We start from the raw sequence: 22,525 nt of genomic DNA, 5'->3' as shown, positions 1-22,525 counted from the left end.
AACCTGATGGCGCCTAAAATCGGGCCTTAGTTGCAAGCGTCTTTCAGCGCTTTACCCGCTTTAAAGCTAGGGATTTTTGCCGCCGCGATTTCGATAGGCTGGCCAGTTTGAGGATTGCGACCAGTGCGAGCAGCACGCTCTTTAACACTGAAAGTACCAAAACCTACCAGAGAAACAGAATCGTCGGCTTTCAGAGCACCAGTAATTGCTTCAACTACGGCGTCCAGAGCACGACCAGCAGAAGCTTTAGACAGATCTGCCGCTTCGGCAATTGCATCAACCAATTCAGACTTATTCACTATGTCCTTCCCCTTGAAAATTGTTATCACACTACTTTTAAAAAAGAGACTTAGACCTTTTACACCTATGCTTTCGGTAGAGGGCCAACCTCGGAGAGGGTGATTTATACCAATTGGGCTATAGGCGGTCAAGAAATCTTCGCCCTTGACTTTTGTATTCTTTAAAAGAATTCCGAAATTAAAAAAAATGAGCGATAAAGTGGCAGAAACCGGGCGTTTCCGCCACTTGTCAACGCTTAATCAGTGAGCACTTGGGCGCCGACTTGGCGCATCCTCACCCTTGCTTTCCAGTGCTTTTTGAGCCTCATCCAAACCGGCTAGATACGCCTCCTCGGAAATTTCTTCGGGGATGCGCTCAAGGGCAATGGTCAAAACTTCATCAATCCACTTCACCGGACGAATATCCAGATCGGCTTTGATGTTTTCTGGAATTTCTTTTAAATCGCGCTCATTTTCATGGGGAATGATAACCGTCTTAATGCCGCCGCGGTGGGCCGCCAATAATTTTTCTTTAAGACCACCAATCGCCAATACTTGACCGCGCAGTGTTATTTCACCGGTCATTGCCACATCTGAACGCACTGGAATACCGGTAATAACGGAAACCAGAGCCGTACACATACCAATACCCGCAGAAGGGCCATCCTTAGGCGTTGCCCCTTCTGGCATATGAATATGAATATCGTGTTTGTCGTGGTAACGCGCAGGCACACCGAGACGCTGCGAGCGGCTGCGGACTACTGTCATTGCCGCCTGAATCGATTCCTGCATAACATCGCCAAGCGAGCCGGTTTGAATATGACGACCACGGCCCACCACGGACACCGCTTCAATGGTCAGTAACTCACCACCCACTTGCGTCCAAGCCAGCCCCGTGACCTGTCCAACTTTGTTTTCCTCTTCCGCTTTGCCAAAGGTGTATTTACGCACACCGAGGTACTCTTCCAAATTCTCGGCATTCACCACGGCGGCGGAATTATCTTTGTTGAGGGCCACGTTTTTAACGATTTTACGACACACTTTGGCAATCTGACGCTCCAAGCCACGCACCCCCGCTTCTCGGGTGTAGTAGCGAATAACATCGCGAATTGCGTCTTCAGTAACCTCGGCTTCTTTGTCCTTTAGGCCATTATTTTTAAGCTGTTTAGGAATCAGATAGCGCTTGGCAATATTCAGTTTTTCGTCTTCGGTATAACCCGGAATCCGAATAATTTCCATCCGGTCCAACAGCGCCGGCGGAATATTCAGCGAGTTGGAGGTACAAATAAACATCACATCAGAGAGGTCATAATCTACCTCTAAATAATGATCATTAAATGAGTTGTTTTGCTCAGGATCTAATACCTCAAGCAAGGCCGAAGCAGGATCACCGCGATGATCCATACCCATCTTGTCAATTTCATCCAGCAAAAATAGCGGGTTGCGCACACCGACCTTGGACATTTTCTGTACGACTTTACCGGGCATAGAGCCGATATAGGTTCGACGGTGACCACGCACCTCAGCCTCATCACGCACACCACCTAGCGCCATGCGCACAAATTTACGGTTAGTTGCGCGGGCAATAGACTCACCCAAGGAGGTTTTACCCACGCCTGGAGGCCCAACCAAGCACAGCACAGGCCCCTTCACCTTTTTAACGCGCTTTTGCACGGCAAGGTATTCAAGAATACGGTCTTTAACTTCTTCCAGCCCGTAATGGTCTTGATTTAGAATCGCTTCGGCAGCCGCTAAATCATGCTTAACCCGTGAGCGCTTCTGCCAAGGAATATTTACTAACCAGTCAACATAGCTGCGAACTACTGAAGCCTCTGCCGACATTGGCGACATCATTTTCAGTTTGGAAAGCTCTGCCCTCGCCTTGTCTAAGGCCTCCTTGCTCATGCCCGCATCATTGACGCGTTTTTCCAATTCTTCGAGTTCGTTACCGCCCTCTTCGGTTTCGCCCAACTCGCGTTGAATAGCTTTCATTTGCTCATTCAGATAGTACTCGCGCTGGCTTTTTTCCATTTGTTTTTTAACGCGACCACGAATGCGTTTTTCCACCTGAAACAGGTCGATTTCCGCTTCCATCATCGCCATTAAATGCTCGAGACGCTCGCGCTCATCGACCATCTCCAACACCGCCTGTTTCTGCTCAAGCTCCATACTCATATGGGCGGCAATGGTGTCGGCAAGCCGACCCGGATCTTCAATACCGGAAAGCGAGGTGAGAACCTCTGCGGGAATTTTTTTGCTTAGATTAATGAATTTCTCAAATTGTGAGACCGCAGAGCGCAGCATCACATCGGCTTCCGCTGAGGGAATGCGAGTTTCATCAAGGGCGCGAATATCAGCACGGAAGTAATCTTCCTCGGCTGCAATGGCATCTATCTGGGCCCGATATGCCCCTTCGACCAATACCTTTACGGTGCCGTCTGGCAGTTTAAGCAATTGCAGGATATTGGCGACCGTACCGATATCGTACAGATCATCGGTTCCGGGCTCGTCTACATCAGGATTTTTCTGAGCCGCGAGGATAATTTCTTTATCGCTGGCCATCGCCAGTTCAAGGGCTCGTATTGATTTGTCCCGCCCGACAAACAGGGGGATAACCATATGGGGATAAACGACTACATCGCGCAGCGGCAGTAGTGGTAACTCAAGGGTTTCAGGAACACCAGCCATTGAGATCTCGCCTCTTAGATTTGTTGCCACAGGGGATTTGAAATAAAACCGAAGGAATGGCCGGCTTTAGGGCTGCGACAGGAGTATTGCTATTAAGATGGGGTTCTGAGGTTGGAATTACAAGTCTTGACTTGTAAAGAAACTGACAAAAAAAAGCCGCTTTCCTCGCGAAAAGCGGCTTTTGATCAAGATTTAGCCAACTAGTCTTCAGGCGCGGCTTTACGCTGAGCTGGCTGCTCGCTGTAAACCAGAATAGGCGCAGAATCTCCCTCTATAACCGAGGCATCCACCACCACCTTGCTGACGTTGTCCATTGAAGGCAGATCGTACATGGTATCGAGCAGTACATTCTCAAGAATGGAGCGCAAGCCACGAGCACCGGTTTTGCGAGTCATGGCTTTTTCTGCCACCGCCCGCAAGCCATCTTCGCGGAAATCGACTTCCACACCTTCCATATCAAACAATTTGGCGTACTGTTTAGTCAGAGCGTTACGCGGCTCGGTGAGGATATTCACCAGCGCATCGGCATCCAGTTCTTCCAAAGTCGCAATCACCGGTAAGCGGCCAACGAACTCAGGAATCAGGCCGTAGCGCACCAGATCTTCTGGTTCGACATCCGCCAGAATTTCACCGACATTGCGCTTGTCGTCTTTGCTCTTCACCTCTGCGCCGAAACCAATGCCGCCTTTTTCTGAGCGATCACGAATCACTCGATCAAGACCAGCAAATGCACCGCCACAGATAAACAGGATATTGGAGGTATCAACTTGCAGGAATTCCTGCTGAGGATGCTTACGACCACCTTGAGGCGGAACCGAAGCAACCGTACCTTCAATCAATTTCAACAACGCTTGCTGCACACCTTCACCAGACACATCGCGGGTGATAGAGGGGTTGTCAGACTTGCGGGAAATTTTGTCAATTTCGTCGATATAGACAATACCCATCTGGGCCTTATCAACATCGTAGTCACACTTCTGCAGCAGCTTTTGAATAATGTTCTCAACGTCTTCACCCACATAACCGGCTTCGGTCAGGGTGGTTGCGTCAGCGATGGTGAACGGCACATCCAGCAGGCGAGCAAGGGTTTCAGCCAGCAGGGTTTTACCACTACCGGTGGGCCCAACTAGAAGAATATTACTTTTGCCTAGCTCGACTTCGTCTTTGCCGGAATCACCGTGGCGCAAACGCTTGTAATGGTTATAAACCGCCACTGACAGGACTTTTTTAGCCCGAGTCTGGCCGATAACATACTGATCAAGCGTGGAGTTAATTTCCTGCGGGGTCGGCAGCTTTTCACGGGCGGCTTCGCTTTCCGCCTCTTGAACTTCTTCCCGAATAATGTCGTTGCAAAGATCCACGCATTCATCACAGATAAACACGGACGGACCGGCGATCAATTTTCTTACTTCGTGCTGGCTTTTGCCGCAGAAAGAACAGTACAACAGTTTTCCGTTGTCATCTGTGCCGTCTTTACTACTCATTCAGTCTTACCTGTCACCTAAATTGGCGCCATTTCTTAGTCACAAGCTAAAGATGGCCCCTTTTGTATTGTTTTGCAAGCCGTGATTTTCCACGCTCCTGCAGCTATCAGCCGGAATACGCTGATTACTCTAGCGAATTACTTTGCTCCGCGGTCGGTCAGCACTTCGTCCACCAGACCGTAATCTTTCGACTGCTGGGCATTCATAAAGTTGTCGCGTTCGGTATCACGGGCAATCGTCTCGTAATCCTGCCCCGTGTGTTCGGCCATCAGATGGTTCAAACGCTCACGAATAATCAGAATTTCGCGCGCCTGAATATCAATGTCCGTGGCCTGACCTTGAGCACCACCGCTAGGCTGGTGAATCATGGTACGCGCATTAGGCAGAATAAAACGCTTGCCTTTGGCACCGCCACTCAGCAAGAAAGCGCCCATGCTGGCCGCCTGCCCCATACACATGGTGCTAACGTCTGGCTTGATGAACTTCATGGTGTCGTAAATCGACAGACCGGCAGTAACAGAGCCACCCGGCGAGTTGATATAGAGATGAATGTCTTTATCGGGATTTTCCGATTCCAAAAACAGCATCTGCGCGACAATCAGGTTGGCCATATTGTCTTCAACAGGGCCCACACAAAAGATCACGCGCTCTTTCAGCAGACGGGAATAGATGTCGTAGGAACGCTCACCCCGTGAGGTCTGCTCAACGACCATAGGAATCAGGCCGAGGTTATTAATAGTATTGTTGTTGATGCCTTCAAAATTGCTACGCGACATATTTCTCTTCTCGTGGGTCGTAATTGCGGGTGTAGTTCTGAATAGTAGTTATTAGGGCGACCCTAAAAAAAATCAAGCGACGGAACGGAAGTTCGGTCGCTTGATTCTCATCAACTTGGCAAATGACGCTTATTCGTCATCGCCACCTTTCTTAGGTGGAGTCAGAACTTCTTCGTAGCTTAAAGTTACATCGCTAAGCTGCGCTTTTTCAAGCAACTTTTCGACTACTGTCTCTTCAATCACCATACCTTCGATTTGCTGAAGCTGCTGAGGGTTGCTCTTGTACCAGCTAATCACCTCATCTTTGTCTTCATAGCTTCCCGCCAACTCTTCCAGTGCTTCGTCCACTTTAGCGGCATCGGCCTTGATATCTTCAGCAGTGATAATTTCGTTAATTACCAAGCCCAAGCGCACACGGCGCTCAGCGTTTTCGCTGAACAGCTCATCCGGCAGGATATCTTTTGGATTCAGTTTCTCAGCCAGAGCACCGAACTGCTGCATTTGCTGGTTGCGCAGCGCATCGATTTCTTGCTGGATCAGCGCTTGAGGAATCAGCAGGTCGCTGTGCGCTGCCAGAATGCCTTCCATCACCTGATCTTTAATGCGAGTGTTCACGGCGCGCTTCAGTTCGCGCTCCATGTTCTTTTTCACTTCTTCACGGAAGGCTTCTACACCACCCTCTTCAACACCGAAGGCAGTGAAAAACTCATCGTTCAGCTCGGGTAATTTCTTTTCCTGAACGGCGTTCACTTTAATTTTGAACTCAACTGCCGCGCCTTTCAGCTCTTCGGCGTGGTAGTCCTCTGGAAAGCTCAGCGCAACCACTTTCTCTTCACCGGCAGACAGGCCAATAATGCCGTCTTCAAAACCGGGAATCATACGACCTGAACCCAATTCCAATTTTTGACCTTCGGCTTTACCACCAGCAAATTCTTCGCCGTCTTTTGTGCCAACATAGTCGATATCAACCTGGTCACCCTCAGCAGCGGCACGCTCTACGGTGTCCCAGCTTGCGCGTTGTTTTTGCAGGTTCTCGATCATCACATCGATATCAGCATCAGTCACAGAAGAAACTGGCTTTTCTACGGTGATGCCGCTGTAGTCTTTCAATTCAATTTCTGGAAATACTTCAAAAGTGGCAACAAACTCTACGTCTTTGCCTTCATCCATGTTTTTGGGTTCGATTGAAGGACGGCCTGCTGGGCGAAGATCTTGCTGTTGAATGGCCTCATAGAACGCTTGGTTCATGACATCGCCCAAGATCTCCATACGAACTGATTGGCCGAAACGCTGGCGAACCACTTTCATTGGCACTTTTCCGGGACGGAAACCGTCGAGTTTAACGGTGCGGGCGGCTTCCTTCAGACGTGCATCAACAGCACTATCAACACGCTCGGCGGGTACGCCAACAGTCAGACGACGCTCCAGGCCAGAGGTTGTTTCAACGGAAACTTGCATGGGTATTCCTCAAATACGGTAAATAAAAATACAGCTCCGCGACGGAGTCGGGGAGCTGTCAAAAATTATTGCCTTTAAAATGGTGCGGATGGAGAGACTCGAACTCTCACGCCTCGCGGCACCAGAACCTAAATCTGGCGTGTATACCAATTTCACCACATCCGCACGAAAAAACCGCCTAACTATCTGAATTAAAACGGCTTTGAAAAGAGGCTTCGCGAAGCTCCAACAACGCGAGGCCGCAGATTGTGCCACAGCCCGGCAGTCGGTTCAAGGGAGGACTGCAACAACAATCACTCCCACGCGAAACCTTTAGTAAGCGAGCTTAAATACGCTCAATAATGGTGCTAATACCCTGCCCCATACCAATACACATGGTGGCCAGACCAACAGACGTATCCTGCTGTTCCATAACGTTAAGCAAGGTGCCCACAATACGCGTACCGGAACAACCGAATGGGTGACCCAGTGCAATGGCGCCGCCATTGAGATTCACTTTCTCGTCCATCATTTCCAGCAGACCAAGGTCTTTTAGTACTGGCAATGCTTGAGCGGCGAAGGCTTCATTCAGCTCGACAGTTTGAATATCAGACATTTCCATGCCCAAACGCTTCAGGGCTTTCTGAGTTGATGGCACAGGACCGTAACCCATAATTGACGGATCAACACCCGCAACCGCCATACCGATGATGCGCGCGCGAGGGGTTAAACCCAGCTCGGCAGCACGGGCACCAGACATTACGATCATGGCAGAGGCACCATCGGCAATCTGAGAGCTAGTACCCGCAGTTACCGTACCATTTACCGGATCAAAAGCGGGACGCAATTGCGCCAGACCTTCAAGGGTTGTTTCAGCGCGAACGGTATTATCGGCAGTGACCAGAATCTTGCGACCCTCTTCGTCATGGCCTTCCATCGCAATGATTTCTTTATCGAACAGGCCTTTCTGCTGAGCGGCAGCCGCACGCAGGTGCGAGCGAACGCCAAACTGGTCTTGCTGTTCGCGGCTAATGCCGTGCAACATACCCAGCGCTTCAGCGGTCATGCCCATCATGCCGGCGGCACGAGCGACATATTTGCTCGACTGCGGGTTGGGATCAACGCCGTGGGTCATCGATAAATGGCCCATATGCTCAACACCACCCACCATAAAGGTGTCACCAATACCGGCGGTAATAGACGCCGCAGCAGTATGCAGTGCCGACATTGAAGAACCACACAGGCGGCTCACGGTTTGCCCAGCTACGGTGTGCGGCAATTGGGTCATTACCGAGAACATGCGAGCGATGTTCCAGCCCTGTTCTTTAGTCTGGTTTACACAGCCCCAGATCACATCCTCAAAGCTGGCAGGATCAATGCCGGGATTGCGGGCTAGCAGGCCGTTTACCAGTGCCGCCGACAAGTTTTCTGCGCGCACATTGCGGTAAACACCATTTTTAGAACGCCCCATTGGGGTACGGGCGCAATCTACAATTACTACATCATTTGCTTGATAAGTCATTTTTCGTCTCCGCCCGAATTACTTGAAGAAAGTCTCGCCATTGGCCGCCATGCTACGCAGGCTTTCAGGAGCCTCGTATACGCCGCCAAGTTCTTTAAAGCGATCAGCCAGTTCAACAAAAGCTGCTACGCCCATCTGGTCGATGAAGCGCAGAGCACCGCCGCGGAATACTGGGAAACCAATACCCATAATCAGACCCATATCGGCATCGGCCGCTGAGCTAACAATGTTCTCATCCAAGCAGCGCACCACCTCGGTACACATTGGAATCATCATGCGAGCAATAATGTCTTCGTCGGTGATTTCCAGGCTGCGACCTTCTGCAGCTTCCGCCGCCATGCTCAGCGCAGTTTCATCTTCGGTCTTGCGCGGCTTGCCTTTCGCATCTTCGCTATAGGCGTAAAAACCAATGCCATTCTTCTGACCGAAACGCTTGGCTTCATACATCATTTGAGAAATGGTACGGAAACCGTAGTTCATACGCTCAGGGAAGCCTTCTGCCATCACCTCAGCAGCGTGACAACCGGTGTCGATACCGACCACGTCCATCAAATAAGCAGGCCCCATAGGCATGCCGAATTTTTCCATAACTTTGTCGATACGGCGGTAATCCACCCCATCGCGCACCAGCATTTCAAAACCAGCAAAGTACGGGAACAACACACGATTGACATAGAAACCGGGGCAGTCGTTAACCACGATGGGCGTTTTACCCATTTGCAGCGCGTATTTGACGACTTTGCTCACGGTTTCATCAGAGGTTTTCGCACCGCGAATAACCTCAACCAGCGGCATAGCGTGAACCGGGTTAAAGAAGTGCATACCGCAGAAATTTTCAGGGCGCTTCAGAGGCTCAGCCAAATAGTTGATAGAGATGGTTGACGTATTCGAGGCGAGAACCGCATCTTCACGGATGTGATTTTCCGTTTCGCTCAGTACGGCATGCTTAACTTTGGGATTTTCAACTACCGCTTCAACAATGACATCGGCCTTGTCAAAGCCATCGTAATTCAGGGTAGGACGAATGCTGCCCATGATTTTGGCCATTTTGTCTGCGCCCATACGGCCGCGATTGACCTGTTTGGAGAGCAGCTTACCCGCCTCTTTCATACCTAATTCCAGACCTGCCTCGGCAATGTCTTTCATCAGAATTGGAGTGCCTTTATAGGCAGACTGGTAAGCAATACCACCACCCATAATACCGGCGCCAAGTACCGCCGCCTGGTTTACATCACCACCCGCTTTGGCGTGGGTTTTGGCAGTTTTATTCACCGCTTGGTCATTCAGGAACAGACCAATCAGCGCATTGGATTGTGGCGTACGGGTCAATTTAATGAAGTTGGCAATTTCCACTTCAATGGCCGCGTCGCGAGCCAATGGTGCGTTCTTCTCCATGGATTTGGCCGCAGTAATCGGCGCGGGCATATTTTTGCCGGCCTGCTGTGCCACCATCGCTTTACCCGTAGTAAAGGCCATCATGCGCTCAATATCGTTGAGCTTAACGGGTTCCAGCTTCTCTTGGCGTTTGGCTTTGTAATCAAAGGTGCCGTCGACACACTTGTTCAACAGATCCAAGGCCGCCTCTTTCAGCAATTCTGGTGCAACCACCGCATCGACACCGCCGTCTTTCAGCGCTGCATCCGGTTTTTGCTGATTGCCCGTTGCCGTCCACAGCATCGCGTTGTCGCAACCAATAACCCGAGGCAAACGCACGGTGCCACCAAATCCGGGGTTAATGCCCAGCTTAACTTCGGGCAAGCCAACGACCGCCGCAGTAGACATAACGCGGAAATCACAGGCCAGACACATCTCATAGCCGCCGCCTAGGGCCACGCCATTAATGGCGACTACCGTGGGTACCGGCAGATCTTCAAAGCGGTTAAAAATGCCATTGGCCTCACGAGCCCATTTGCCCAGTTCTTCATCGGGCAGTTTGAACAATTCGGTAAACTCAGTGATGTCGGCACCAACAATAAAAACGCCCTTGGCGCTGGTCACCAATACGCCTTTCAGGTCGGCTTCTGCCGCTAATGCCGCAGTCGCCTGATCGAGCTCATTCAGAGTCAGGCGGTTAAATTTATTTACGGAGTCACCCTGCAGATCGAAGCAGAGTTCAGCGATACCACCATCCAGATACTTAGCCGTTAAGGCTTGGCCTTGATAGATCATTGTTATTCCTCAATTGAGTTAGGGAAGGCCTGATAAAGGAGAACACTTCCGCTGGCAATGAAGCGCGCGAACAGCTCACGCTAAATGTTTACATGTAAAACATTTGGGCGAAAATTACAGCATCGCCGCTAACAGTTCAATAACCCTGTTGACATAGAACGGCGTCCGCAAAGTCAAAACCCCAGTGCAAACAGCCACACAAATACTCGAACAACTACTCGGTGAGACAATCCGGATCAAAGCGGTAAGCCTCATCCAGCCAGTCTGCCACCTCTACGGCAATAGGGTGTGAGATTGCCCGGTATGCACTGCAAAGTTTGTTTTTATCGGACTCAGGAATCTGATCCAGCCCCTGCTCTTGAAACAGCGACCAATCCACTCGCAAGCGCTGGGCAAGCACCTCTGGAAGTGTAGACAATTGTTGCTCAAATTGCTGATCGGCCCAGTAAGGCTCATCGTTTTTATAAATGGCCGCCAAGGTCGGCAACACCAGACAGGAGGCGGCAAATTGATTCATGGGATTGGTGAAATGCCCACGGGTCTGGGCGGCAAGACTCGCGCCCCGCCCCCGAAAGGGGTAAAGATTGAGAAAACGACTGCTTTTGCGACCATCGTTGACCGGGTAGTTATCCCATAGCAACGGCTTGCGCCCTAAGATAAGCCGGGCGCGATCCATATCCTCGGCGCTGTAATCTGGGCTGATCACGGCCCGACCAGTCCAGAGAATATCAATATCCTCCGCCAAGCCCGCCCCCAGCTCTTCAAAATAGCCTGTTGGGCAAGCGCCAAACAATTGCTCAAGAATGGGGTCTTCGCTGTAGTAACTGGGGCAGACGGCCAGTTGCGTATTGGGCATTTGCTGGCGAATAAAATCGACTACGTCTAATTGTCGTCGAGCTAAATCAGGATTCCCGGCAGGCAGGTCATCAAACAAAATCCACAGCTGGTCGAGTACCAGCGCTTTCAGCGTGTCGACCTTAGCTGCCAGTCGCTGGCGATCAGCGGCATCGAAACGGGTTTGTAAACCGGCGGGAGAAAATCCCAGCCCCCAAGCAATTCCGGCCTGATGACAGGCCTCACTCATGGCCGAGAGTTGATATTGATGAACTCGGCTAAAGGGCTGATGCCAAGCGCTGCGCAGGCTACTATCCCCTTTTGGGGCATAGATATACGCGTTATATCCCCAGGCTGCTAATAAGGCGGGAAGCTGCTCTCGCTGGGCCCAACTCCACTGGCGGCCATAGAACCCCTCAATCACACCCAGCTGAAAGTGCATACACCGGCCTCAAAGAAAAAACTTACCCCCGGAAATAGCGCTGAGGGAAAAAGGCCCCGCGTCTCACACTCACCGGAATGGATTTGCCGCGCACATTGGCAAACAAGGCACGCTTGTCCGCCAAGGCAGCGCTTTCAATATAGGCCATGGCAATGGGACCTTCCACACTGGGGCCAAAACCACCACTGCAAACCTCGCCCAACACTTCGCCCTGCTCGCCCACAATCTCGGTGTGTTCACGCACTGGCGCGCGACCTTCAATATCGAGCAGAACGCGTTGCTGTTTTGCACCCGATTCCAGCTGCTGAAAAAACGCGGTATCACCGATGAAACCACCGGCGCGCTCCCCGCCGGGGCGACGGCATTTTTGAACCGACCACATTAAGTTGGCGGACAAGGGCGAGAGGGTTTCGTCCATATCGTGACCATAGAGACAGAGGCCTGCCTCCAAACGCAGTGAGTCTCGCGCACCTAAACCAATAAATTCGACTTCGGTTTCAGCGATAAGCAAACGAGCTAAACGCTCAACATCGGCATTGGCCACTGAGATTTCAAAACCGTCTTCACCGGTATAGCCGGAACAGCTCAACCAGCAATCAATACCGCCAATGCTGGCAAAGGCTGTATCCATAAAGGTCATCTCTGCCAGCGCCGGTTGTAAACGGCTCATTACCGCACGCGCCTGCGGCCCCTGAATGGCTAGTAGTGCCTGATCTTCCAGCATCTCGAGCTTAATAGAATCCGGCAGTTTTGCGCGCAACCAGGCGAAATCCTGATCTTTACAAGCGGCATTCACCACTAACATGAAATCCTCGCCGCGATTAGCAAACATTAAGTCATCGCGAATACCGGCCTGTTCATTCAGCATCAAACCATAGCGCTGGCGTCCCACCGGCAAGCCGATAACGTCTTGGGGAAAAACCGCTTCCAAGGCCTGTGCGATGCCCTCACCGGTAACGCGAATTTGTCCCATATGTGAGACATCAAACAAGCCCGCTGCAGTGCGCGTGTGTAAGTGTTCTTTTTTTACACCCAAGGGATACTGCACCGGCATATCGTAGCCAGCAAAAGGCACCATCTTTGCACCCAACTCGCGGTGCAGGGCATTCAGTGCCGTAGATTTCAATTCAGCAGTCGATAGGCTCGCGTCACTCACCTGGGGTTTCCTCAATCTAATCTAATTTAATCTAAATAACTGGTTAAAATTTTTACCGGTCTGGCTCACCACATCGGCAAAGCTCAAACCTTTTAAATCCGCCACACATTGCGCCACTTCCACCACAAACTTGGGCTCATTTTTTTTGCCGCGATAAGGCACCGGCGCCAAATATGGTGAGTCGGTTTCCACCAAGATACGCTCCATGGGCACCCGTCTCACGACCTCTCTTAACTCTTCCGCACTTTTAAAGGTAATGATGCCGGAAAAGGAAATGTAGTAACCCATTTCAATGGCCGCACTGGCCATTTCCCAAGATTCGGTGAAACAATGCAGAACACCGGCAACCGCAGGGTCACCGTGTTCGGCAATAATATTCAGGGTATCTTCGCGGGCATCCCGGGTATGGACAATCGTGGGCTTGCCGGAACGCGCCGAAGCCTGCAGATGGTTGGCAAAGCTGAGCTGCTGCTCCGCCTTGCGCTCCTGACTGTAGTAATAATCGAGGCCGGTTTCACCAATGGCGACCACCTTATCTTGACCCGCCAATTCCACAAGCGTTTCTATAGCGCAGACATCCTCAGCAATATCCAAGGGGTGCACACCAACAGAGGCATAGATATCCGGATTTGCCTGGGCAATTGCCACTACATCTGGCGCGTTTTTAAGATCAATACCAATACAGAGCATGCGCTCCACACCGCGCTCACGGGCAGCCGCTAAGGCGGCATTGAGCTCACCGTCATAGTGCCGCAAATCAAGACGATCTAGATGACAATGACTGTCTACCAGCATCTCTACTCTCTTTCTTTAATGGGGTCGTAAATGAAACGAACAGGTAACTCACATGGTGTGAGTGAGCTTGTCTGACTCGAGAATTCCAGCCAGATAGGCTTCAATTTTTGAATTCGCGGTATGGTCTTCACCAATAAACTGAACGCCAATACCCGCTGCGCGATTGCTCTGTGCGCCCCGTGGCGTAATCCAGATTACCTTGCCGGCAACCGGAATTTTTTCCGGCTCATCCATCAGCGTCAATAACATAAATACTTCATCACCAATGTCATAAACCTTGGTGGTGGGAACGAAAAGCCCGCCATTTTTGATAAAGGGCATATAGGCCGCATACAGCACCGCCTTGTCTCTAATTGTCAGAGACAAAATTCCATTTTTTGCGGGGGCGCCACTCATTGCTTCAATCGGTCCTTATCGCGGTGAGGCGAATTTTGTTAATGCGGTACTCGTCTACTTCCAATAGTGCAGATAAACGGACTGCGGGCAAATACTAACTCAAGTATGGGGGGAGTGGCTAATTATCGCACTGTTGTGCCATTTAGTAGCTTGCCAACTTTCACACAATTGATCAGCGCCACATCCTTGTTTTAGGCAAACCAGTTCAGGAGCATTTCCTCCCAAACCAATCGTTTGTTCAGTGTAGCACCCCTCTGCATTTTGGCACGCAGAAGCTGAGCTTTATCCAACTCCACCACGAGCTGATGCGCTGAGCGCTTGGCAAAGGCCTGCCAAACCGGGTTTTCGCAATCCACGCCAGCACTGACCTGCTTAAGCAGTCGCAAACCTCGCTGCAACCACCAATCCAGTGTTTCCAAGATATCCTCACCGGCAAGCAGCTCAGCTAGCTGAACCGGACTCTGTCGGCCTTGAATAACGCCTTGCAATTGCTCGTCAAAACCTTGCCAACGACTTAGCCCATCCTGATCAAATAGCGCTTTTGCCGCCAATGGTCGGCCGCTAGCCTCGGTTAATAAACGTGAACACAAGGCCTCATCGCCAATATAATTCTGCAGCCAATTGAGCACCACTTTCTGATCCGGCACCCCAAAACTCATTTGCAAACAGCGCGATCGAATGGTGGCCAATAACTGGCTTGGCGCATGACTGACTAAAAGTAAAACCGTGTCGCCAGCGGGTTCTTCCAGCGTTTTTAACAGAGCATTGGCGGTGTTGATATTCATCGCTTCCGCAGGGTGAAGCACCACTAATTTTCGACCACCCTCGCGATGCGCGTGTTGCCCCACAAAGCTCTGTAATTGGCGTACCTGATCGACACCGATCTGGCGCTTGCCTTCTTCAGGAGAAATTTCCCGGTAATCTGGATGATTACCCGCAGCCAATAAACGGCATGATTGGCAGTGGCCACAGGCAGCAAAAGTGCTGGCATCCTGACACAGTAAGCTATGGGCAAAGGCCTGAGCGAAACGCAACTTGCCAATACCCTGCGGGCCAGACAGGAGCAAGGCGTGGGGCAACCGTTTTGCCTCTAATAAAGCCCCCAATTGCTGCCATTGATTCATTTGCCATGAAAATGCCGTAGCCGGCTGAGCCACGCCTTCATTCGCGCCTGTTTCACTCACGCCAGCCTCACTCACGCCAACCAAGCCTCGATAATAGAATCAATTTCTCCGCCTAATTGCTGCTGCACGGCCTCAAGCTCAACACTGGCATCAATCACCCGGTAACGCTTCGCGTGCTCCGCCGCCATATGCAAATAGGCACCGCGCACCTTTTCAAAAAAACTCTGTTGCTCGCGCTCAAACCGATCCAACTCGCCACGCTCTCGCGCACGGGACATCCCAACCGCAACTGGAGCATCCAGCAAAATAGTGTAATCCGGGCGCAATTCGCCTTGCACGAGACTTTCCAACTGAGCAATGGTCGACTGCGACAAACCACGGCCGCCGCCCTGATAGGCATAAGTCGCATCAGTAAAGCGATCGCAAACTACCCACTGCCCTTGTTCAATTGCCGGTTTGATACAGGCTTCGAGGTGCTGTGCCCGAGCGGCAAAGACCAGCAACAGCTCGGTAAGCTCCGACATGGCTTCTTCCCGAGGCGTTAATAACAGCGAGCGAATCTGCTCGGCCAACTCGGTGCCACCCGGCTCGCGAGTAGAAATAAACGGAATACCTGCGGCTTTAAGTCGTTCGGTGAGGAAGGCAAGATTGGTCGATTTTCCCACCCCTTCGCCGCCTTCAACGGTGAGAAACACGCCGCGTTTAGTCATTATTTATTCGCCTCAGGCGCAGAGCGATAACTCTGACGCCGCTGTGTAATTTGATATTTCCGCACTGCGGCTTGATGCTCTGCCAATGTTGCTGAAAATTGGTGGCTACCATCACCTCGGGCCACAAAATACAGCGCAGAGCCCTCCGCCGGATGCAGTGCAGCATGAATCGCTTCCCGACCGGGTAAGGCAATGGGCGTCGGTGGTAGCTGAAAATGCTGGTAGGTATTGTAAGGATTATTAGCATTACGCAAATCGGCACTGCGCAAATTGCCCTTATAAGAATCACCCATGCCGTAAATCACGGTGGGGTCAGTCTGCAGGCGCATTTTTTTCTGCAAGCGGCGTACAAATACCCCGGCAATTTGCTCACGTTCGCTGGCCAAACCGGTTTCTTTTTCAATAATCGATGCCATGATCAAGGCATCATAGCGATTTTTATACGGCAGGTCAGGCGCGCGAGCCGCCCACTCTTCGTCAAGAATTTGCTGCATCCGCTCATGGGCCCGCCGCAATAGTTGCACTGCATTTTCGCCGCGATGAAATTGATAGGTGTCAGGGAAAAACCAACCCTCGGGAAAGACGACCTCGGGAGCCTGCAATCCTAGCTGCGCCCATAAACCCTCATCAGCACGTAAATCAGTTTTATCCGACGCATTTTTATTCGTTACGGGCTGCAATTTATCATTGGCATTGAGCAGCGCAATCACCTGCGCCAGCGTCCAGCCTTCAACCAAAGTAATTTGGTAACTCACCACCTCTCCGCGCTGCATTTTCGACAGCCACTCGCGAATGGTCATTCCACTTTCAAGCCGATACTCACCGGTACGCAACAGAGCTTGCTCCGGCTGCAGGCGCGCATAAATTTTTAATGCTGCCGGGTATTCCAACAGTCCTTCCGCCGCCGCTTTATCCGCAACCGCCGACAAGCCCATACCGGCATTTAGCTGAAACAAGTCGTGTTCTTGCTTGAGTTTTAATGGAGTATCCAAATAAGACACCAACCACCAGGCGCCGATCAACGCGAGAATCAACGGCGGAAATAAAAGCGTGAGGAAAAATCGAAACGCCTTAAACATCAAAGGTCGCCTTAAACTGCTCCTGAAGATGCCGACTTAACGGCCCAATGGATTTCTGATGGCAATCAACTGCGGTAATAGGCCAAATACCAAAAACACTATTACAAAGGAACAACTCTTCAGCCAAATACACATCCGCGAGTGTTAGGTCTGCGACACGCGCAGGAAGTTGAGATTGCGCTGCATATTCTAAAATTTTGCCGCGCATAATCCCCGCTACACCACAGCGTGACAGTGCTGGTGTCAGCAATTGCCCCTGACGAACCAAAAACAGATTGCTGCGAGTACCCTCAATCAACAAACCGCTATCGTCTTGCATCAAACCCTCGGCAAACCCTCGGGCTTGAAGCTCGGCACTGGCCAAAACCTGCTCTAAGCGATTGAGATGCTTTATTCCCGCCAAGGCAGGCTGGCGCGACAAACGCTGCTGACACAGTGTGATTTTAACGCCATCGTGCCAGTAAGGCGCAGGCTTCGTTGCCGGAAAAAAACTTAATAGCCGATCGCTTTGCTGACTCGCGGGGCTATACCCTCTACCTCCCGAGCAGCGACAAATAATGACTTTAATCACCCCGGATTGCGGTTTGCCCGCCTTATCCAGCAATAACTCAAGTTCCTTTAGCAGTACCGACTCATTGAGCTGAAGATTGAGTCGCCCCAAGCCTTCACGCAAGCGATCAAGATGCGCCTCTAACCAAAGCGGCTTACCCGCCACCACGGCCAGCGTTTCAAACAGGCCATCACCGTAAGCTAGGCCCCGGCTGTGTGCCAAGTCAGTCAAATCCGCGTTAGCTCTTCCATTGAACAGGCTGATGGGCAGCTCTTTTACCACGCGCTTACAAATCCCTTAAATTTTAGAAAACAGTAGACTGCCATTGGTGCCGCCAAATCCAAAGGAATTGGATAACACATGCTGAATCTCGCGGGCTTGCGCCGTATGGGGAACATAATTGAGATTGCAGCCCTCATCGACATTATCAAGATTAATGGTTGGCGGAGCTAACTGGTCACGGATCGCCAACACACTAAAAATCGCTTCAACGGCACCGGCCGCACCCAGTAAATGTCCAACCATCGACTTGGTTGAACTTACCGCCACTTGATTCGCCGCCGCGCCCATCAAACGTTCCACCGCTCGACTCTCGGCAATATCACCCGCCAGCGTTGAGGTGCCATGGGCATTAATGTAATCGATTTGCTCAGCATTGAGAGCAGCATCGTTCAACGCATTTTGCATGGCCGCATGGGCACCACGACCATCTTCCGGTGGCGAGGTCATATGGTGAGCGTCACAACTCATACCAAAGCCGCTTAGCTCGGCATAAATCCGCGCACCACGTTGCTTGGCAAATTCATATTCTTCCAACACCAACATCCCGGCGCCATCGCCCAGCACAAAACCATCGCGGTCTTTATCCCAGGGACGACTAGCTGCTTGCGGATCATCATTGCGGGTCGACATGGCCCGCGCCGCTGAAAATCCGCCAATACCCACCGGAGTCGTGGCCATTTCCGCCCCGCCAACCAGCATTACATCGGCATCGCCGTAGGCAATCATTCTCGCCGCCATACCAATATTATGCGTACCCGTGGTGCAGGCGGTAGTAATGGCAATACTGGGCCCTTGCAGATTGTGGCGAATAGCAACCACGCCCGCGATCATATTAATAATGGCGCCGGGCACGGTAAAAGGCGACAACTTACGCGGGCCACTTTTTTCTACAATCAGACGTGAGTTTTCAACTAGGCCAAGGCCGCCAATACCAGAACCGATGGCAGTACCAAAACGCGGAGCCAATTGCTCATCTACGGTGAGACCCGAATCTGCCAGAGCTTGCTCTGCTGCCGCGACACCATAGTGAATAAACGGATCAAAACGCTTGGCTTCTTTGGGCTGAAAATAATCACCAAGCTCAAAGCCTTTTACGGCACCGCCAATCTGCGTGGCATACTGACTGACATCAAAGCGGTCGATCAGTCCGATACCGCTCTTGCCAGCCACAATATTTTGCCAGCTTTCCGCTACGGAATTGCCCAAAGGAGAAATCATCCCCATTCCAGTAACCACAATCCGACGCTTGGCCATTGCGTTCCCCCACTATTTTGAATCTAAAATTCGAGACATAAAAAAAGCCGCTCTATTCGCATAGTAACGGCTTTTTAAACGGTTTCCCGTGTGGCGGATCAGTAAAGACTCCGCCCAGAAGAATTACTGCAGATTTTCTTTGATGTAATCAATCGCCAGCTTAACAGTGGTGATTTTCTCTGCTTCTTCATCTGGAATCTCAGTTTCGAACTCTTCTTCCAGAGCCATTACCAGCTCAACGGTGTCCAGCGAGTCAGCGCCGAGGTCTTCAACGAATGAAGCGTTCTCTTGAACGTCTTCTTCCTTCACACCCAACTGCTCGGCAACGATTTTCTTGACGCGCTCTTCAATGCTACTCATGGTCTTGTATGACTCCTATTGGATAAATATGTAAGCGAAACAGGTTCAATGTTCTAGTTAAAAAAACTCACCTGCCCACCAATGTAAAATCTGTCTTGCGGTATGCACGTGGCGCACATTCTACATCGACTGATTCCGCTTTTGCATAGCAAAACGTGAAAAATTCACATTTGATGCAAAATATTCTTTAAAAACAGATGTTTACGCCATATACATGCCGCCATTCACATGAATGGTCTCACCGGTAATATACGCCCCCGCATCGCTGGCCAAAAACACCACAACGCCGGCAATCTCCTCGGGCTCGCCCAAACGCTGTAGCGGAATCTGCGCTTTCAGCAGTTCGCGCTGGTCATCGCCCAGCTTTTTGGTCATATCGGTATCAATAAAGCCCGGCGCAATGCCGTTCACAGTAATACCGCGTGAACCGATTTCACGCGCGAGTGAACGAGTAAAACCATCCATGCCCGCCTTTGCTGCCGCGTAGTTTGCTTGTCCGGCATTACCCATTGCGCCCACTACAGAGCTGATATTGATAATGCGGCCCCAGCGCGCCTTGGTCATGCCACGCAGACAGGCTTTGCTCAAGCGATAGAGAGAGTTGAGGTTGGTGTCGATCACATCGAACCACTCTTCGTCTTTCATCCTCATCATAATATTGTCTTTGGTAATACCGGCGTTATTTACCAGAACCGCTGGGGCACCGTACTGCTCGCCAATAGCCTTGATAACCGCATCGACAGACTCAGATGAAGACACATCCAAGGTCATACCCTGACCTTTAATGCCTTCCGCTGCCAAACCTTCGCTAATGGATTGCGCGCCGGCATCTGAGGTTGCGGTTCCTACAACGGTGTAACCGCTTTTACCCAAGGCCAGCGCAATCGCGCGTCCAATTCCACGGCTGGCGCCGGTCACTAGTGCAACTCTGTCAGTCATGTTGTTCTCCTATTAGTAAAATTTATTCGCCGGCAATAGCAGCCAAGGTCGCCGCCAAGCTGTCTGGGCAGTCAATATTCAGGCAGTTTAGTGGTTTATGAATACGCTTATTCAGGCCACTCAGCACTTTACCGGGGCCACACTCAACGCCAGTTTCAACACCGCGGGCAATCATCGCCTCAACACAATCCACCCACTTAACTGGGCTGTAAATTTGCTTAACTAACAGGGCTTTAATGGCTTCGGCGTCACTTTCTGTTTGTGCATGAACGTTATGGATAACCGGAATACTTGGCGATGAAACAGGAATAGTTTCCAGTGCTTCTTCAAGTTTTTCACCGGCGGGTTTCATCAGTGAGGTATGGAAAGGCGCGCTTACTGGCAACAGCATCGCCCGCTTGGCTCCCGCCTCTTTCAGCGCATTAATGGCTTTTTCCACTGCGCCAGCATGACCGGCAATCACGACTTGTCCGGGGGAATTGAAGTTCACCGCCTCAACAACTTCATCGCCAGAAATGGATTCGCAGATGCTAAGAATTTGCTGATCTTCAAGGCCTAACACTGCAGCCATGGCGCCAACACCAACGGGAACGGCCGTTTGCATAGCTTGGCCCCGAGCGCGAACCAAGCGCACCGCATCGCTGAAGCTCAACGCGCCAGCGCAAACCAGTGCAGAAAACTCACCCAAGCTGTGACCAGCCATCACCCCAGGAGTCATGCCACCGCGCTGGCACCACAGACGCCAAACCGCCACGCTTGCAGTCAGCAAAATCGGCTGAGTATTTTCCGTCAGGTTCAGTTGCTCCTGCTCGCCGTTTTGCACCATGCTCCACATATCGTAGCCCAGCGCTTCAGAGGCTTCTTCAAAACAGGCTTTAACAATCGGGTATTCGGCGCCCAGTTCAGCCAGCATCCCCACTTTCTGAGACCCCTGACCGGGAAATACAAATGCCAGTTGCTGCTTATCCATAGTGCTTCCTTTATATAAATTGTATTTTTTTGAGAATGCCGTCTTCGAGCATTCAAATTCTTGTGTATCGCCGCCTAGAGTTGGCGCGCGATATTAGTAATCAAGTCACTGCGCACAGCCTGCACAGTCTGGTGAAGGGCTGCATAATACCCGCTCTGATCGGAACTGCCATGGGCCTTGATCACAATCCCGTTCAAGCCCAGCAGAGCTGCGCCATTATAGCGGCGCGGATCAATCTCTCTGCGAAATTTCCGAATCAGTGGCCAGAATAAAGCCGCAATAAGTCGGGCAACCGGGTGCTGATCAGAAAAACGGCTCAATTCACCACGAATATAATTGGCCGTTCCCTCACAGGCTTTAAGGGCAACGTTGCCGGCAAATCCATCACTGACAATAACATCGACCTGTTCCGAGAAATAATCGCCACCCTCAACAAAACCGCAAAAATTCAGCTTGGCATCCGCTTGAATCAGCTCGGCGGCATCGCGAACCACCTCGGTCCCTTTGATCATTTCCTCGCCCACATTCAACAGCCCAACTCGAGGAGCCGACTGTCCAGTCATACTGCTGTACAAAGCTGAGCCCATAGAGGCAAATTGATAAAGCTCTTCTGGCGAGGCGGCGATATTGGCCCCTACATCCAAACCCAGAGTAAAACCATTGTGGGCGGGGAATAGCGCACAAATGGCCGGACGGCGCACCTGAGGTAAACGCTCCACTAAAAGACAGCCCAAGGCCATCAGCGCGCCGGTATTACCAGCACTAACCACGGCATCGACCTGCCCGTCTTTCAGCAATTGCAGGGCAATCCCCATGGACGATTCGCGCTTATGGCGTAAGGCGTGGGAAGGTTTTTCATCCATATCCACCACATCGGCGGCATGAACAATGTGCAGGCGTGACTGATCACCGCCATGAGCAGACAAGGCAGCAGAAATTTCTCCCTGATCACCGATCAGAGAAATGGAGAGTTCGGGGATTTCCTGCAGTATTTGCAGGGAAGCAGGAAGGGTTGCGCGGAGACCTAGGTCTCCGCCCATAGCATCAACAGCGAGGCGCAGTGATGCCACAAAGAATAATTAGTCGTCTTTGCCCGCAACTACTTTGCGGCCACGATAGAAACCGTCAGCGGTAACATTGTGACGCAGGTGTTTTTCACCGCTGGTCTGATCTACGGACAGAGCCGAGCCAGTCAGCGAGTCGTGTGAACGGCGCATGCCACGACGTGAACGGGTTTTCTTGTTTTGCTGAACAGCCATGGCTCTCAGATCCTCGTATTC

The 22,525-nt window shown here is 51.3% G+C and carries 21 protein-coding genes and 1 tRNA gene; all 22 read right to left on the bottom strand.

Annotation, left to right across the window (positions count from 1 at the left end):
- Window positions 1-26: 26 nt before the first annotated feature.
- The 22 genes from IB286_RS11790 to rpmF all read right to left on the bottom strand — a co-directional run bounded on the left by IB286_RS11790 (window position 27) and on the right by rpmF (window position 22,504).
- Window positions 27-299 (bottom strand): HU family DNA-binding protein, encoded by a 273-nt coding sequence (locus IB286_RS11790; RefSeq protein ID WP_190765767.1) that lies wholly within the window; start codon window positions 297-299, stop codon window positions 27-29.
- A 240-nt stretch (window positions 300-539) separates the two neighbouring features.
- Window positions 540-2,966, bottom strand: a complete 2,427-nt coding sequence (gene lon / locus IB286_RS11785; protein ID WP_190765765.1) for an endopeptidase La — start codon at window positions 2,964-2,966, stop codon at window positions 540-542.
- A gap of 200 nt (window positions 2,967-3,166) precedes the next feature.
- The gene (gene clpX / locus IB286_RS11780) at window positions 3,167-4,450 is read right to left on the bottom strand and encodes an ATP-dependent Clp protease ATP-binding subunit ClpX (protein ID WP_190765763.1); all 1,284 of its coding nucleotides are present in this window, start codon (window positions 4,448-4,450) and stop codon (window positions 3,167-3,169) included.
- Between the two features lie 137 nt (window positions 4,451-4,587).
- Entirely contained in the window at window positions 4,588-5,226 is a 639-nt protein-coding gene (clpP, locus tag IB286_RS11775) for an ATP-dependent Clp endopeptidase proteolytic subunit ClpP (protein WP_317889752.1), read from the bottom strand.
- Between the two features lie 129 nt (window positions 5,227-5,355).
- On the bottom strand, window positions 5,356-6,684 hold the full coding sequence (tig, locus tag IB286_RS11770) for a trigger factor (protein WP_190765761.1): 1,329 nt from the start codon (window positions 6,682-6,684) through the stop codon (window positions 5,356-5,358).
- An 80-nt stretch (window positions 6,685-6,764) separates the two neighbouring features.
- Window positions 6,765-6,849, bottom strand: a tRNA-Leu gene (locus IB286_RS11765).
- A 160-nt stretch (window positions 6,850-7,009) separates the two neighbouring features.
- Window positions 7,010-8,185, bottom strand: coding sequence for an acetyl-CoA C-acyltransferase FadA (gene fadA, locus IB286_RS11760; RefSeq protein WP_190765759.1), 1,176 nt, complete (start codon window positions 8,183-8,185; stop codon window positions 7,010-7,012).
- Window positions 8,186-8,203: 18 nt separating this feature from the next.
- Complete coding sequence (fadB, locus tag IB286_RS11755) at window positions 8,204-10,354, bottom strand: fatty acid oxidation complex subunit alpha FadB (protein WP_190765757.1); 2,151 nt, start codon at window positions 10,352-10,354, stop codon at window positions 8,204-8,206.
- 214 nt (window positions 10,355-10,568) lie between these two features.
- Complete coding sequence (locus tag IB286_RS11750; protein ID WP_190765755.1) at window positions 10,569-11,630, bottom strand: beta-N-acetylglucosaminidase domain-containing protein; 1,062 nt, start codon at window positions 11,628-11,630, stop codon at window positions 10,569-10,571.
- A 22-nt stretch (window positions 11,631-11,652) separates the two neighbouring features.
- The gene (gene gcvT, locus IB286_RS11745) at window positions 11,653-12,786 is read right to left on the bottom strand and encodes a glycine cleavage system aminomethyltransferase GcvT (RefSeq protein ID WP_190765753.1); all 1,134 of its coding nucleotides are present in this window, start codon (window positions 12,784-12,786) and stop codon (window positions 11,653-11,655) included.
- A gap of 21 nt (window positions 12,787-12,807) precedes the next feature.
- Window positions 12,808-13,581: a TatD family hydrolase gene (locus tag IB286_RS11740; RefSeq protein WP_190765751.1), complete on the bottom strand. Its 774-nt coding sequence runs from the start codon at window positions 13,579-13,581 to the stop codon at window positions 12,808-12,810.
- A 48-nt stretch (window positions 13,582-13,629) separates the two neighbouring features.
- A complete protein-coding gene (locus IB286_RS11735) occupies window positions 13,630-13,977 on the bottom strand; it encodes a PilZ domain-containing protein (RefSeq protein WP_190765749.1) in 348 nt (115 codons plus the stop codon).
- Window positions 13,978-14,168: 191 nt separating this feature from the next.
- Window positions 14,169-15,161: a DNA polymerase III subunit delta' gene (locus IB286_RS11730; RefSeq protein ID WP_190765746.1), complete on the bottom strand. Its 993-nt coding sequence runs from the start codon at window positions 15,159-15,161 to the stop codon at window positions 14,169-14,171.
- Window positions 15,162-15,172: 11 nt separating this feature from the next.
- Window positions 15,173-15,811 carry a dTMP kinase gene (gene tmk / locus IB286_RS11725; RefSeq protein WP_190765744.1) on the bottom strand — a complete coding sequence of 213 codons (639 nt, stop codon included), beginning with the start codon at window positions 15,809-15,811 and terminating at the stop codon, window positions 15,173-15,175.
- Window positions 15,811-16,890: an endolytic transglycosylase MltG gene (gene mltG, locus IB286_RS11720; protein ID WP_190765742.1), complete on the bottom strand. Its 1,080-nt coding sequence runs from the start codon at window positions 16,888-16,890 to the stop codon at window positions 15,811-15,813. The genes tmk and mltG overlap by 1 nt, the downstream gene beginning before the upstream one ends.
- Window positions 16,883-17,722, bottom strand: a complete 840-nt coding sequence (gene pabC, locus IB286_RS11715) for an aminodeoxychorismate lyase (RefSeq protein ID WP_317889751.1) — start codon at window positions 17,720-17,722, stop codon at window positions 16,883-16,885. Before pabC ends, mltG begins: the two co-directional genes overlap by 8 nt.
- 15 nt (window positions 17,723-17,737) lie before the next feature.
- Window positions 17,738-18,976, bottom strand: a complete 1,239-nt coding sequence (fabF, locus tag IB286_RS11710) for a beta-ketoacyl-ACP synthase II (RefSeq protein WP_190765740.1) — start codon at window positions 18,974-18,976, stop codon at window positions 17,738-17,740.
- Window positions 18,977-19,099: 123 nt separating this feature from the next.
- On the bottom strand, window positions 19,100-19,336 hold the full coding sequence (gene acpP / locus IB286_RS11705; RefSeq protein ID WP_190765738.1) for an acyl carrier protein: 237 nt from the start codon (window positions 19,334-19,336) through the stop codon (window positions 19,100-19,102).
- Window positions 19,337-19,537: 201 nt separating this feature from the next.
- Window positions 19,538-20,275: a 3-oxoacyl-ACP reductase FabG gene (gene fabG / locus IB286_RS11700; protein ID WP_190765736.1), complete on the bottom strand. Its 738-nt coding sequence runs from the start codon at window positions 20,273-20,275 to the stop codon at window positions 19,538-19,540.
- A 22-nt stretch (window positions 20,276-20,297) separates the two neighbouring features.
- The gene (gene fabD / locus IB286_RS11695; protein ID WP_190765734.1) at window positions 20,298-21,245 is read right to left on the bottom strand and encodes an ACP S-malonyltransferase; all 948 of its coding nucleotides are present in this window, start codon (window positions 21,243-21,245) and stop codon (window positions 20,298-20,300) included.
- A gap of 74 nt (window positions 21,246-21,319) precedes the next feature.
- On the bottom strand, window positions 21,320-22,315 hold the full coding sequence (plsX, locus tag IB286_RS11690; protein WP_190765732.1) for a phosphate acyltransferase PlsX: 996 nt from the start codon (window positions 22,313-22,315) through the stop codon (window positions 21,320-21,322).
- A gap of 9 nt (window positions 22,316-22,324) precedes the next feature.
- Entirely contained in the window at window positions 22,325-22,504 is a 180-nt protein-coding gene (gene rpmF / locus IB286_RS11685; RefSeq protein WP_190765730.1) for a 50S ribosomal protein L32, read from the bottom strand.
- Between the last annotated feature and the right edge of the window lie 21 nt (window positions 22,505-22,525).

It is taken from the genome of Spongiibacter pelagi, assembly GCF_014705705.1.
Lineage (GTDB): Bacteria > Pseudomonadota > Gammaproteobacteria > Pseudomonadales > Spongiibacteraceae > Spongiibacter > Spongiibacter pelagi.
Note: the sequence above shows the minus strand (reverse complement) of the source record. Positions and strands in the feature narration are given on the sequence as shown.